This window comes from Chitinophaga sp. 9-1-y, assembly GCF_059511905.2.
This window is the reverse complement of sequence record NZ_CM197955.1, coordinates 5,772,965-5,785,911: the sequence shown is the minus strand read 5'-3', so window position 1 is coordinate 5,785,911 and position 12,947 is coordinate 5,772,965. Positions and strand designations below refer to the sequence as shown.

General features: G+C 45.8%; 13 protein-coding genes. 10 read left to right on the top strand and 3 right to left on the bottom strand.

The annotated features are described in order from the left end of the window. Positions 1 to 64 precede the first annotated feature (64 nt). Together AC5ZC7_RS22670 and AC5ZC7_RS22665 are read left to right on the top strand one after the other, a co-directional pair. Positions 65 to 748: a hypothetical protein gene (locus AC5ZC7_RS22670; RefSeq protein ID WP_496158758.1), complete on the top strand. Its 684-nt coding sequence runs from the start codon at positions 65 to 67 to the stop codon at positions 746 to 748. 9 nt (positions 749 to 757) lie between these two features. Further along, positions 758 to 1,135 carry a hypothetical protein gene (locus tag AC5ZC7_RS22665; protein ID WP_496158759.1) on the top strand — a complete coding sequence of 126 codons (378 nt, stop codon included), beginning with the start codon at positions 758 to 760 and terminating at the stop codon, positions 1,133 to 1,135. On the opposite strand, the gene AC5ZC7_RS22660 is transcribed toward AC5ZC7_RS22665, so the two are convergent. Further along, positions 1,132 to 2,190: a response regulator gene (locus tag AC5ZC7_RS22660; RefSeq protein ID WP_496158760.1), complete on the bottom strand. Its 1,059-nt coding sequence runs from the start codon at positions 2,188 to 2,190 to the stop codon at positions 1,132 to 1,134. The genes AC5ZC7_RS22665 and AC5ZC7_RS22660 overlap by 4 nt on opposite strands. A 2-nt stretch (positions 2,191 to 2,192) precedes the next feature. Continuing rightward, complete coding sequence (locus tag AC5ZC7_RS22655; protein WP_496158761.1) at positions 2,193 to 3,710, bottom strand: PAS domain S-box protein; 1,518 nt, start codon at positions 3,708 to 3,710, stop codon at positions 2,193 to 2,195. Between the two features lie 314 nt (positions 3,711 to 4,024). Here AC5ZC7_RS22655 and AC5ZC7_RS22650 point away from each other — a divergent pair, with 314 nt between their 5' ends. The 3 genes from AC5ZC7_RS22650 to AC5ZC7_RS22640 are packed head-to-tail and all read left to right on the top strand — an operon-like array spanning position 4,025 to position 7,672. After that, positions 4,025 to 6,097, top strand: a complete 2,073-nt coding sequence (locus AC5ZC7_RS22650) for a TonB-dependent receptor domain-containing protein (protein ID WP_496158762.1) — start codon at positions 4,025 to 4,027, stop codon at positions 6,095 to 6,097. 12 nt (positions 6,098 to 6,109) lie between these two features. Continuing rightward, complete coding sequence (locus AC5ZC7_RS22645; protein WP_496158763.1) at positions 6,110 to 6,703, top strand: HmuY family protein; 594 nt, start codon at positions 6,110 to 6,112, stop codon at positions 6,701 to 6,703. Between the two features lie 18 nt (positions 6,704 to 6,721). Next, positions 6,722 to 7,672: a DUF6607 family protein gene (locus tag AC5ZC7_RS22640; RefSeq protein ID WP_496158764.1), complete on the top strand. Its 951-nt coding sequence runs from the start codon at positions 6,722 to 6,724 to the stop codon at positions 7,670 to 7,672. A 57-nt stretch (positions 7,673 to 7,729) separates the two neighbouring features. Here AC5ZC7_RS22640 and AC5ZC7_RS22635 read toward each other — a convergent pair whose 3' ends face one another. Then, a complete protein-coding gene (locus tag AC5ZC7_RS22635; RefSeq protein WP_511911271.1) occupies positions 7,730 to 8,674 on the bottom strand; it encodes a YiiG family protein in 945 nt (314 codons plus the stop codon). Positions 8,675 to 8,874: 200 nt separating this feature from the next. Between AC5ZC7_RS22635 and AC5ZC7_RS22630 the strand changes: the two genes are divergently transcribed. The 5 genes from AC5ZC7_RS22630 (at position 8,875) to AC5ZC7_RS22610 (ending at position 12,901) form a co-directional block, all read left to right on the top strand. After that, positions 8,875 to 9,528, top strand: coding sequence for an NAD-dependent epimerase/dehydratase family protein (locus tag AC5ZC7_RS22630; protein ID WP_496158766.1), 654 nt, complete (start codon positions 8,875 to 8,877; stop codon positions 9,526 to 9,528). Between the two features lie 627 nt (positions 9,529 to 10,155). Beyond that, the gene (locus tag AC5ZC7_RS22625; protein WP_496158767.1) at positions 10,156 to 10,845 is read left to right on the top strand and encodes an NrtR DNA-binding winged helix domain-containing protein; all 690 of its coding nucleotides are present in this window, start codon (positions 10,156 to 10,158) and stop codon (positions 10,843 to 10,845) included. Positions 10,846 to 10,856: 11 nt separating this feature from the next. Then, positions 10,857 to 11,408 carry a 2OG-Fe(II) oxygenase gene (locus AC5ZC7_RS22620; protein WP_496158768.1) on the top strand — a complete coding sequence of 184 codons (552 nt, stop codon included), beginning with the start codon at positions 10,857 to 10,859 and terminating at the stop codon, positions 11,406 to 11,408. Between the two features lie 2 nt (positions 11,409 to 11,410). Continuing rightward, positions 11,411 to 12,142, top strand: a complete 732-nt coding sequence (locus AC5ZC7_RS22615) for a metallophosphoesterase (RefSeq protein WP_496158769.1) — start codon at positions 11,411 to 11,413, stop codon at positions 12,140 to 12,142. A gap of 33 nt (positions 12,143 to 12,175) precedes the next feature. Then, on the top strand, positions 12,176 to 12,901 hold the full coding sequence (locus AC5ZC7_RS22610) for a metallophosphoesterase (RefSeq protein WP_496158770.1): 726 nt from the start codon (positions 12,176 to 12,178) through the stop codon (positions 12,899 to 12,901). Positions 12,902 to 12,947 lie beyond the last annotated feature (46 nt).

Here is a 12,947-nt window from a genome sequence, read left to right as displayed (position 1 = left end):
GTTGATAAGGTATCACCGTTCACTGGCGGTGATACTCTTTATCCACACATAAAAAATGCAAATCATGTTTAGTGGACTGACACCTACTTCCCGGCAACGCAAATTTTGCGAAGGTTTTCTCTTTTTTCCCATCAAGCACTTACGTAAGTATGGGAATCATATTTTCAGGCAGTACAACCGGCAGTCGGGTGTGAAAAACCTGCTGGACATGAAGTTGAAGGTGTTGGATTATACTACAGGTCATGCAGAGGATGTAGATGATTATATTACTCATCGGGCTATGCCGCAGGCAGCACAGGTGCTGGCAAAAATGGAAGATTTTTATACGAAGATGCAGGAGATGGCCAGTCCTGCGCCCGGTGCGTTACAGGATTTCAATGAATTGTTTATTCACTATTACCGCGAGGTATCGGTATATCACAGTGTTGTATTACGCAACCTGAAAGAAGAATTGAAGCCGGTATTGAAACCGAAGAAAGGAGATGTTTTTACCGAACAGGGATATGATCATATCAGCAAGGTGTATAAACTGGTGAAGGAATTTGTTTTGCAAAGCAAGTCCATTGTGCATTTGATGGAAGAAGTTGTGGAGAAAGAATATGCTATTCCACAAGGACAGGCCGGGCAACTGGCCGCTTTGCATTCAGATATCCGGCAGCTATATTTTATACAGAAAAACCTGTGTCAGTTGTTGAAGAGATGGGAGACCGATAAAAATATAAATGGACTTCAAACCTATTACAACTAGCGAACAAAAATGTCTTACGAACTGCAGCGCGATCCACCCTATCTTGAATACCAGGAAGTTTGCAGGACATGGATCCGGATACTGAAAACCTTGAGAGAAGACAATGCTTCTCTGATTAATCGCCTGGCCGCGGCGCTGCGCGGAACAACGCGTCGTTCCTTTATAGAAGAAGCGGAAGAGTTTCAGCTCACCATGCTGGCATGCGAGGAGTCGATGATATTGCTCCGGCATGAGATTGGCGAGCAGCTCAGCTGGCTGGAGGAACAACCCGAAGGGGTAGCTCCACCGCATACTTTTGCTGTGTTGGAAAACGATGTAAAAGGCATGGTGGCTGGTCACGAAAAAGTGAAAATGGCTTTTCTCTTATTTATCTCCAAAGAAAATTAGTTAATCATTTCGGAGAGTTTCTTCACCGATAACGCTGCTATTTGCCCCTCTTTTAATGCAATCAGTCTTTCATCCCTGAAATCACCCAGGGTGCGGATCAGTGACTCTTTGGCCACGCCCGCCACTGCCGCGAGGTTTTCCCGGCTGATATCTATCGTGAAATTTTTATTACCCGCTGTATTGTATTTTTTCTCCAGCATAATTAATGCTTCCGCTACTTTTTTGCGCAGGGAGTTATAAGCCAGGCCAATCAGTTGTTGTTCTTTTTCTGCCATTTCGCGGGAAAGCAGCCGGATAAATTTCCCCAATACTTCCGGGTTGCTGCTGATGAGCTGTTCAAAATCCCGGTGTGGGATCAGGGCAAGGGTGGTATCTTCCATGGCTTCGGCGTTTTCGAGGTAGTTACCACCTTCCAGGAGGGCATTGTAGCCAAGGAAATCGCCTTCATTATATAGCCCGATGATGAGTTCTTTCCCCTCATCATTGCGTTTATAGGTTTTTACTTTTCCCTGCAGGAGGTAGTATAAATAATCCGGACGGTTGCCGGCAGCATAAATACTTTGTTTCTTTTTGTAGTGATGGGTATTGCGGTCTTCTTTGAGGAGCGACAGCTGATCGGTGCCACTGCTGGCAGCAAGCAGCATATTGAAGCCCTGTAAGCCACTGGCGGGGGTATGTTTTATTTCCGCGCAGCGTTTAAGGCGGCTTTCGATAGCGCTGAGTAGTTCGGTGCCTTCAAAGGGTTTTGTGATGTAATCATCGGCGCCCATTTCCATACCTTTCCGCATATCTGTTCTTTCTGCTTTGGCGGTCAGGAAAATAAACGGCGTGGTTTGCAGGGCTTTGTTTTTATGGAGCATATGCAACACACCATAGCCGTCGAGTACCGGCATCATGATATCGCATACAATGAGGTCCGGGAGATGTTCCAGGGCCATCGCCACGCCTTCTTTTCCATTGGCGGCGGTGAGTACCTGGTAGTTGGCCAACTCCAGTATTTCAGCCACATTTTCACAGATAGCAGGATTGTCCTCTATCAGCAGTATTTTTTCCATGTTCATTGGTTTTGGGGAAAGGGAAGGGAGATGATAAACTCTGTGCCATTTTCAGGCATACTGTTGCAGGCCACTGTGCCGTTCATCAGTTCTGCATACCTGGCTACAATGTGTAAACCAAGACCAGTACCCTGGATGTTGGCAACATGCTGACTGCGGAAGAAACGTTCAAACAGGTGTTGCCGGTCTTCCGCTGAAATGCCAATTCCCCGGTCTTTTACCGATAACTGGAAGGAATCATCGGTACCCTGGGTACGAATAGAGATGATGCCTCCTTCCGGAGAGAATTTAATAGCGTTGGACACCAGGTTCATTACAATGTGTTTCAGCAGTGTAGGATCCAGGTTGGCTTGTGGAGTACCGTGGTGTGCATAGTAGATATTTTGTCGTGGTTTTTTGAGGCCGTCCATTTCACCAAGAATATTACCGATGTGTTTGGCGGTATCAAAAGTGGTGTAACGGACCTGGATTTTCCCTTCTTCTATTTTTCCTACTGAAAGGAAGTCGTTCAGGATGTCTGTTAACATATTTACGGAAGATATAATCCGCTGAATGTGTTTGCTGCGCTTGGGGATGTCATCGGCGCCTTCGTATTTGGATACCAGGTAAACGGAGGAGAGGATGGCGCTGAGGGGTGTCCGGAATTCGTGCGAGGCAAGTGAAACGAACCTCGATTTCAATTCATTCAGTTCCCTTTCTTTTTCCAGTGAAACGCGTAACTCGGATTCTGCTTCTTTGATGCGTGACAAATCGATGGCGATGCCAATATATCCGGTGATTTCGCTGCCATTGCGGATAGCGGATACCGTAAGTGATACCGGGAGGGAGCTGCCATCTTTCCGGATATAACTCCACTCGTATTCGTTCAGTAAATTGAGTTTAGCTTTGATAATGAGCGTTTCCATACCGGGTTCTACCGGTTGTTGCAGTTGCCGGGAAAACTCTTCGGCACGGAGGGCCACTTCATGCTGGTTATGCAACATAAGCGGGGTGCAGATATCAATTACTTCACTCGCTTTATAACCAAGTATTCTTTCAGCGGCGGGGTTGAACCATTTGATAAATCCATCGGTATTGATCACAATGATCATAGCGCCGGCATTGGTCCACAGGCTGTTAAGGAAACTGTTCATGCGCTGGAGGGTCCCATCTTTAATGGCGGCTTCCTTTTTCTGCAGGTCGAGTTGTTGCCGGGTTTCTTCGGAGATTTTCCGGTCGGAGATGTCTATGACGTATATAATGGTTAGTATTCCTTCCGGTGTGCTGTGTTCGCCATGACTGATTTCTACCGGAAACCTGCTGCCGTCTTTTCGCAGTGCAATATGTTCTTTTTCATTGTCAGGCAGCAATACGCTGACTTTCTGGCCGGTGATTTCTTCTTTCGTGTAGCCGAACTGGTTAAGAAGGAAGGGGTTAGCCATCACAATGTGGTGATGACTATCAGCTACCAGGATGCCAATGGTGGCATGATTAAAGAGTACTTCGAACCCTATGTAACTATGCTGAGTCGTGTTAATCATACCCTTATATGACCCTTTACTTCGGTGCAATATAAATTTAATGATTCCCGTTGGAATAAAATGCAGGTTGTGCAAAAACAGATGTTAACTGTTTCCTAATGCACCCCCTTGCTTTCAATAATCTCCAGTTGGCGGATATTTTAACCAGGAGAAATACTCATTTTTAGGTGTACTGCGGTACGGCTTCACTGGTTTTTATATTCCGGGAAATGTAATGCCGAATTTCCCGATCTCGCAAATTTCTTTCCCGAACTCGTAAGCCGTTTTTTTTGTGGCCCCTTACTTTTGCGTCACAATTTCAGATAAGCTTTAAGATGTATAAATATTTACTCCTGATTGCCTGCATAATGCGGGTAGGGACGCTGTTTGCCCAAACAGATACCTCCAGGGCATTGCCCGAAGTAGTGGTCACCGCAACACGCAATGAGCAGTTAATTGATAAGGTACCAGTACCCGTTACCGTGATCAATAAACAGCAGTTGCAGTCGATGGGCGCGGTACTACTGCAACAGGTACTGGCGGAGCAAACAGGGATGTTCATCACGTCTAATCATGGTACGGGGATACAGATGCAGGGCCTCGAAGCGGAGTATACGCTGATTTTGTTGGATGGCGAACCGCTGATAGGTAGAACTGCCGGCACTTTTGACCTGTCGCGTATTGTAGTGAGTAATATAGAAAGAATAGAAATTATCAAGGGCCCGGTATCTTCCCTCTATGGTAGCGATGCGCTGGCCGGTGTAATTAATATCATTACCAGCAGCAACAAACAAACGGGTTTAACCAGCATCGGCGCGCGGTATGGCTCCAATAATACCTATACCCTGGATGGTAATACCCGTATTCCATATAAGAACGGCTCATTTACAGCAGGCGTGAGTACTTATAACAGTGATGGATATACGCTGGGGAATGCTACCACCCCTACGGCGTCGCCTTTTAAAACGGTGACACTACAATCGCGCTGGCGGCAGGATTGGTCGCCCAAATGGCATACTACGCTTTCCGGCCGGTACTACGAACAACGATACAATAGCTACTTTAATGATACCAAAGGTGTGGTGGATGATATTGGTAAAGAGAAAGACATGAATGCTGCTGCACAGATAAGTCATACACCGGGAAAGGATTTCAGACAGGTATTACGACTATATTATTCCAGGTATTCGACAAATGAAGATATGCATTACCAACAGGATAAATCGGTGTATGATCTGTCTTTCTTTAAACAACAATATCTGAAACCAGAGTACCAGGCAGACTGGCAATTGAATACACAGCATCAGTTGACCGGCGGTATGGGTTATGTGCATGAATCGCTGGAAGCTACGCGGTATGATGACCGGATGGCATTTCATTCGGCCTATGTATTTCTGCAGGAAAACTGGAAACCATCAGCCGCCTGGAACATATTGGCCGGCGGAAGATTTGATACACATAACCAGTATCCTTCGCAGTTTAGCCCTAAAGTGTCTGTATCATACCATATCAATTCCCGCTGGCGCCTACTCGCCGCCGTTGGCCGTGGTTACCGTGCCCCGGATTTCCGGCAACTATACCTGCATTTTAACAATGCGGCAGTAGGGTATACTGTAGCAGGCACCAAACTGGCGGCGGATATCCTGAAAGAGATGCAGCAGCAGGGGCAGATCAAAGAAGTGAAAATTGACCCGGCACAGATGAAAGACCTGGATGCAGAAAGCTCCTGGTCCTATAATGCCGGGGTGGAAGGGAAACTATTTTCCAGCACGGGTATTAAAGTAAACTTCTTTTATAATGATGTAAAAAACCTGATAGATACCCGGGTGATTGCTGTAAAAACCAATGACCTGGCGGTGTATAGCTACGTGAACCTGAAAAGTATCACTACCTCGGGAGCCGAAGTGTCGTTGTCGCAAGGGATTGGACGTTACTGGCAGTTGTCTGGCGGTTATCAGTACCTCCGATCAAGAGACAATGAGTTGTTTAAGAAAGTTAAAAAAGGAGAGGTGTACACAAAAGACGCTGGTACCGGCGAAACCCGTGCCCTGCGGAAAAGCGAGTACTTCGGATTGTTTAACCGTTCACCGCATTCAGCCAATTTAAAAATTTCGTATATACATCCCCGTTTGGGCATCGATGTCAATGCAAGGGCGATATACCGCAGCAAGTATGGATTTACGGATGAAAATGGCAATAATACGCCCGATCTGAAAAGTGAGTTTGTACCGGGCTATGCCACCGTTAACCTGGCTGCCGCCAAAACGTTATTCCATCAACAATTGCGGCTACAGGCCACCCTGGAAAATCTCTTTAATTATACAGACCCACAACATATTACTACCCTGCCTGGCCGGATTTATTCGCTGGGTGTTACCTGGAATTTTTTTCACACTAACGATAAATAAAAAAACACCTATATGAAAATGCAATTTCTTTCAGCAGGCGTTCTGCTACTGTCTTTCTTTGTATTGTCGTCCTGTAGTAAAGATGGTGACAAAGCCACCCCCACACCGCCTGTTGTTACACTGCAATCAAAAGTAGTTACCAATATAGACGCAGACGTAGCCGCAAAAGACCTGTATACTTTTTATAGCCTGGCAGATAATAAAGTGATTCCTAACAGCGACTCTGCGAGCACCAAATGGGATATCGGTTTTAAGGCGACAACTGTTATTATCAACGGTGGTACCAGTGGTCCGGGTAAAGCGGAAGCGCAGGTGATTACCGGGGTATATAACAACCTGGTGGCGGCGCCTGAAACCGGCTACAAAACGGATGCTGCAGCTACCAAAGCGATTGCAGGCTGGTATTCTTATAACATGAGTACGCATATCATTACACCGGTTGCCGGCGCCATCATTGTACTGAAAACCGCTACCGGTAAGTATGCCAAACTGGAAGTAACCAGCTATTACAAAAATTCACCCGCCACACCAGACGATAAATCTGAACGTCGCTATTACAATTTCCGGTATGTATACCAGGCCGACGGGTCCCGCAATTTCAAATAGTATTAACTGTATAGTATCATGAAACACATCACCAGATTAACCATTGCCGCCACTTGTTTAGCGTTGAGCGCTACCGCCCAGCAAAAAAGTAACGATAAGCTGGCGCAGGATAAAGCCGCCATTAAAAGCATGTGCGGCTGCCAGGAGGTAACCTTCGAATACACAGAAACATTTCCGGCAGATACCAGTTACAAGCCGAAAGGATATCATAAAATTACGGATGCAGTAGAGTATGTAACCGTGGCTGCGGAAGATCGTAACCGTATTGTGCTGCAACACCTGCTGATTGCAGATAGCACGGTGATTAAGCACTGGACGGAAGACTGGCAATATGAAAACCAGCAATTGCTGGCCTATAACCAGGATAATGAATGGAAAAAGATAACCCTGCCTGCCGCACAGGTAAAAGGACAGTGGACACAAAAAGTATATGGCGTAGATGATGAGCCCCGCTACGAGGGTTCCGCTACCTGGGTACACGCAGATGGCCGTCATTACTGGGAATCGGCCAGTGATGCCCCGCTGCCGCGCCGGGAGTACACCACCCGCAAAGATTATAATGTGCTGCATCGTACAAATCACCATGAAATCACTGCCACCGGATCTGTACATGAACAGGACAACGCCAAAGTGATTCGCGCCAATGGTAAAGACCAGGTATTGGTAGGAGAAAAAGGCCTGAATACCTACAACCGCACCGACGAAAAGAAATGTGCACAGGCGAAAGCATGGTGGGAGCAGAACAAAGCATTCTGGGCAGTAGTACGCAAAGGATGGGATAAAGTGTATGGTGTTAACAGCATGATTAACCTGCAGCACAAAGTGAATAACGAACCACTGTATAAAGTGATGATGACACTGGAGCAGAAAGCTTTCCGCAAGGAGTTAACAGGAGAAGCGTTGGAGAAAGAGATTGCTGTGACGTTACAACAGTTCGCTACAAAAACCGAGTTGAGTTTACAACGATAAACGAGTGGATAAGAAAAAGCACCGCAGCCAATCCTGGCTGCGGTTTTTTTATGTTAATTAGTTGGTGAAGCTGTTATATCTTCCTACCATGGTGTCGAGTGCACCATCGAGGTTTTCCAGTTCCCGGTCATCGAGGGAGCCTTTTTCTTTGGCATCACGCAATGTTTTTTTGGCTTGCAACAGGAAGTCGTGGAAGCTATCGTAGAACGATTTATAGTAGGGCGCTTTGTCTGCCGCTTTGGCTGGATCTATGGCCGCATGGGCTGCCTGGTCTTTTTCCAGTGCTTCGTAAGCGGTTTGGGCAGCAGCGCTGATTTTGCTATAATCCTGTCCACCTTTTTCCAGTTGATCAATGAAGTTCCGGACAGACTGCATATCCGTTTTCATGGCAACGATATAATCCTTCAGCGGGCTATCTTTCAGGATAATTATTTCGCTGGCATCGGCTACTTCTTTTACTCTTTTCATCAGCACTTCTTTGACGTCAAAGAAGGCTTGCGCATCGCTGCGGATAGAATCTGCCAGGGCTAGGCCTTTAACGCCTTTGTCGTCTTTATAATCCTGTGCTTTCAGGTAGTCGTCGAGTTGGCCGTAAGTGGCTTTCAGTTTTTCAAAAGAACCATTAAAGGCCGCTACTTTTTCCTTGAAGAAGGTTTGATCTTCCTTGTTCAGGGCATCCACCGGCTTGTCGGCACTTACGTTGCCATGACGGATAGATCCCATCATGATAGGTTTAATGATGCTGTTCATGGAGCCAAACTCGGGCTTTGATTTCAACAGTTCGGTTACGCGGTCCGCATTTTTTACCAGGCGTACTACATAACCGGTGTTTTTGTTGGAGAGGTCTACAATCAGGTTGGTGTATTCAATCACATCATTTGCCGAGGATGCAGATTTCTCTGTATAGGCGGCATTGCCTGGTTTTCCAGTGTTATTACAGGACAAGACAGTGGTGAACAGCGCCAGGCTGAGCGGAATGTACAGAATGGGTTTTTTCATCATAAAATGGTATTGGTTTAAGTCGGATTAATCAATTGCACAATAGCGTGCAGGGGCATTCTCGGTGGCAAAGATATTTTTTCAGGTAAATAAAACAAAAGAAATGTAAGGTGTACCAATCACGCAATCATTACTTCCCAGCAAATTATTCGGGCGCTATTGGAACTAAATATTTAATTTCAATAGCACGTAAAAAGAATCCCATGGACATCAAAGCCATTATTACCGGCAGTACTGGTATGGTAGGAGAAGGGGTATTGCATGAGTGTTTACAGCATCCGGATGTGACGGAGGTACTGGTCATCAACCGCCGGCCCTGCGGGGTTAGTCATCCGAAGCTAAAGGAAATAATTCACGCTAATTTCCATGATATGCTGCCCATAGCCGCGCAATTGCATGGATATAATGCCTGTTATTTCTGTTTGGGGGTGTCGTCCATTGGGATGAAGGAAAATGCTTACCGCCATGTTACCTACGACCTAACCATGGAAGTAGCGAAAACCCTGGCCACCATGAACCCGGGTATGATTTTCTGTTACGTGTCCGGTGCAGGAACAGATGGGCGGAGTATGTGGGCCAAGGTGAAAAAACAAACGGAGCGCGACTTGCAGCGGCTACCTTTTAAAGCAGCATATATGTTTCGTCCGGGTTATATGCACCCTACTCCAGGGCTGCAACGTGCGCCGAAGGCGATTAAATACGTTAGCTGGATGTACCCGTTTTTCAGGCGCTTTCTCCCACAGATGGTAACTACATTGGCAGAAGTGGGGCAGGCCATGATCAATGTTACCCGGCTCGGGTATCCGAAGAAGGTGCTGGAAATAAAGGATATTGTGGTACTGGCGCATTCCAAATAATAGTGGTAACCTCCGGGATAGCAGGCTGTTTTTTATGCGTTTCAGCGTGTAACTTTGCATCTTGTTACTTTAACAGTGTAACAGTTGTAGGTTATGAGATGACTGGAATATTCCTATCCCGGGTCCAAATAAAAAATAGACTGCTCATTTACGGGTGGTCTATTTTTATTTACTAATTTGACACAGGTACACATTTCAATGAAATGGCGCTTATTCGAAAATGTAGTTATGCTATTTTGGATCTATTAAGATAATAAACCCCGTTTTTTAAATAATATAAATCAATAAACATGCTTTTTGGCACTTTCGTATATGGCTTACTGGCTGTGAAAATTATCTTTATTTGTGTGGTACTTTTTTTGATTTGGAAATTGATTAAAAAGTTAGTTTAAAAAAGGAGTAGCCTGCTGTGGTGCAGGTGAGCTGATAGTTTTAACATTAGTATTATACCAGGTTAACCATACCGCATTTGTTTGCACTTCCTCCTGAAGAAAAACTGTATTGATCTGTAGCGTCGCTTTATAGTTTCCTGTAGTCAGGGGCATCAACTGCTGCTGCCGCTACGACAATTTTTAGGTTATCTCCCAAAAAAACGTTTACTTCACGTTAAATTGACGCAAACAAAATATGAAGGCTTTTCACGAGTACCAGAACCCCTCCCTCGCGGTTGACCTGGTGGTATTTGGTTACCACGACAATACCCTTTCCGTATTGCTGCTGAACCGTAAGGAAGAACCGTTTAAAGACTGCTGGACCTTGCCGGGCGGCTTCCTGCAGATGCAGGAAACTTTTTTGGGCACTTGTTCCCGCATCCTGCAAACGAAACTGGGCATGAATGAAGTATTCCTGGAACAGCTGTATTCTTTTGATGCGCCAGACAGGGACCCCAGGGGACGTGTTATTGCTGTTGGATATTATGCCCTTATCAACCCCGCTAAATTCCAGGTAGTAGCCGGTAACATGGCTAATGATGTAAAATGGTTCAATGTAAGAAAATTGCCCACCCTGGGATTTGACCATAAGCATATTTTCCGCCAGGCCCTGCAACGCCTGAAATCCAAGATACTGTACGATCCCGTAGGCTTCGAGTTGTTAGACGAATTATTCACTATTACAGAATTGCATGAACTCTATGAGTGCGTGCTGCAAACCACGCTGGACCGGCGAAATTTCCGCCGGAAAATATTGGATGCCGCCTACGTGATTAACACAGGACTGAAGCGGGAAGGCCTGAAAAACAGGCACCCGGAGCTATATAAATTCAATAAACAACTGAAGAAAAATAGTTTTCAGATCCATGTTCCAACGGAACCTTAACCCACCTTTGTATGGAAAAACAGGTATATGCCCCCGGTATTTTTACATTGAAAAACTTTCTTTCCCGGGAAGAATGCGCTGTCCTCATTGAAAAAAGTGAAGCCATCGGATACGAGGAAGCCACGGTAGACGTGGGTAAGGGCGTACAACGGATGATAAAAGGCGTACGAAATAATGAGCGGGTATTGTATAAGGAGCCTGCTTATGCTACCTTTATCTGGGAACGGCTGAAGGATTTTGCGCCGGAAGGCACAGATCAAAGGACTGCCGTAGGCCTCAACGAATTGTTCCGGTTTTATAAATACAGCCCGGGACAACGCTTTAAAATGCACAAAGACGGCAGTTTTGAGCGGAATCGTTTTGAAGCCAGTCAATATACTTTCATGATTTATCTGAACGAGGCATATACAGGTGGGGAAACCATTTTTGCTTCCGGAGAAGTAATTCGCCCGGAAACCGGCACGGCCCTGGTTTTTCACCATCCATTACGGCATGAAGGCGCCCTACTGACCGAAGGGGTGAAATATGTGCTGAGAACAGATATAATGTACAAACAGATTTAAACATGCCCGCAACCTACGTTATAGGTGATATACATGGTGCGCTGAAAGCACTGCAACAGTTGATAACACGAATAGCACCGAAAAAAGAAGATACCCTGATTTTTTTAGGAGATTATGTGGATGGCTGGTCAGAATCGGCAGAAGTGATTACCTACCTGATGGAACTGGAGCAACAGTATCCCTGCATTTTTATAAAAGGAAATCATGATGCCTGGTGTGAGTCCTGGCTGCATGGTATTATGCCCGAAGCTTCCTGGCTCCGGAATGGCGGGCAGGCAACGGTAGATAGTTTTAATAAGCTAACGCCCACGCAGCTACGCGAACATACGATGTTCCTGGAGCGGATGAAAATGTATCACGTTGACGCGCAGCACCGCTTATTTATCCATGCCGGCTTTACTTCCACCCATGGCCCGGCCTATGAAAGATTTGAACCTTCCCTGTACTGGGACCGGAGCTTCTGGGAACTGGCACTGGCGGTAGATCCGCGGATACCCAAAGATTCACTGCGTTATCCTAAAAGACTGGCCCTGTTTCACGAAGTATATATCGGGCATACGCCCAGCGTGAATTATGGAGAAGATATGCCTATGATAGCTGCCAATGTGCATAACATAGATACCGGCGCTGCCTTTATGGGAAAAATTTCTGCCATGAATGTGGATACCAAAGAAGTATGGCAAAGCGATATGGTGCAAGGGATGTACCCGGATGAAAAGGGACGGAATCCCTGATGTATTTACCTACCTGTTAAATTACCTGTAAACATGCCCGCAACATATGTCATTGGTGATATTCACGGTGCACTGAAAGCACTACAGCAATTGCTTACCCGTCTGGACCTGAAGGAAAATGATCAACTGATTTTTTTGGGAGATTATGTAAATGGCTGGTCCGATTCTATTGCGGTAATCAGCTACCTGATAGCATTATCACAGCAATATCCCTGCATTTTTATTAAAGGCAATCATGACGACTGGTGCGAATCCTGGCTTAAAGGAACGCTTCCGCCCAATAGCACATTGAAAAATGGCCGCCTGGGTACAATGGCCGGATATCAGGAGTTTTCAGCTGAAGAAAGAGCCCAGCATATGGCCTTTTTTGCGGGTATGAGCGACTATTATGTGGATGATAAGAACCGCCTGTTTATTCATGCAGGTTTTACTGTTACACCAGGTACGATGCCTTTTGATCATGCGATGTATAAAGACAGGACCCTCTGGGAACTGGCCCTTACCATGGATAAAAGGATAGTCAATCACCCGGAGCTGTATCCGAAGATACTACAGCAGTTTCACGAAATTTATATCGGGCATACGCCTACGCTGATTTATGAAAAAACGATGCCCATGAAAGCCTGTAATGTGTATAACCTGGATACAGGAGCCGCCTACCTGGGCCGCCTTTCTGCTATGAATGTGGATACGGGCGAAGTGTTCCAGAGCGACCTGGTGAAGGAACTATACCCAAATGAAAAAGGCCGGAACGCTTAGGTGTACCCCCTTCGCATTCCGGCGCTTTAAACTAAAAGACAACTTC

Excerpts from the sequence above, each read along its gene's own strand:
- AC5ZC7_RS22630 (WP_496158766.1), top strand. The coding sequence starts at position 8,875 with ATGGACATCAAAGCCATTATTACCGGCAGTACTGGTATGGTAGGAGAA.
- AC5ZC7_RS22670 (WP_496158758.1), top strand. The coding sequence starts at position 65 with ATGTTTAGTGGACTGACACCTACTTCCCGGCAACGCAAATTTTGCGAA.
- AC5ZC7_RS22620 (WP_496158768.1), top strand. The coding sequence starts at position 10,857 with ATGGAAAAACAGGTATATGCCCCCGGTATTTTTACATTGAAAAACTTT.
- AC5ZC7_RS22665 (WP_496158759.1), top strand. The coding sequence starts at position 758 with ATGTCTTACGAACTGCAGCGCGATCCACCCTATCTTGAATACCAGGAA.
- AC5ZC7_RS22615 (WP_496158769.1), top strand. The coding sequence starts at position 11,411 with ATGCCCGCAACCTACGTTATAGGTGATATACATGGTGCGCTGAAAGCA.
- AC5ZC7_RS22635 (WP_511911271.1), bottom strand. The coding sequence starts at position 8,674 with ATGATGAAAAAACCCATTCTGTACATTCCGCTCAGCCTGGCGCTGTTC.
- AC5ZC7_RS22610 (WP_496158770.1), top strand. The coding sequence starts at position 12,176 with ATGCCCGCAACATATGTCATTGGTGATATTCACGGTGCACTGAAAGCA.
- AC5ZC7_RS22645 (WP_496158763.1), top strand. The coding sequence starts at position 6,110 with ATGAAAATGCAATTTCTTTCAGCAGGCGTTCTGCTACTGTCTTTCTTT.
- AC5ZC7_RS22650 (WP_496158762.1), top strand. The coding sequence starts at position 4,025 with ATGTATAAATATTTACTCCTGATTGCCTGCATAATGCGGGTAGGGACG.
- AC5ZC7_RS22640 (WP_496158764.1), top strand. The coding sequence starts at position 6,722 with ATGAAACACATCACCAGATTAACCATTGCCGCCACTTGTTTAGCGTTG.
- AC5ZC7_RS22660 (WP_496158760.1), bottom strand. The coding sequence starts at position 2,190 with ATGGAAAAAATACTGCTGATAGAGGACAATCCTGCTATCTGTGAAAAT.
- AC5ZC7_RS22625 (WP_496158767.1), top strand. The coding sequence starts at position 10,156 with ATGAAGGCTTTTCACGAGTACCAGAACCCCTCCCTCGCGGTTGACCTG.
- AC5ZC7_RS22655 (WP_496158761.1), bottom strand. The coding sequence starts at position 3,710 with ATGATTAACACGACTCAGCATAGTTACATAGGGTTCGAAGTACTCTTT.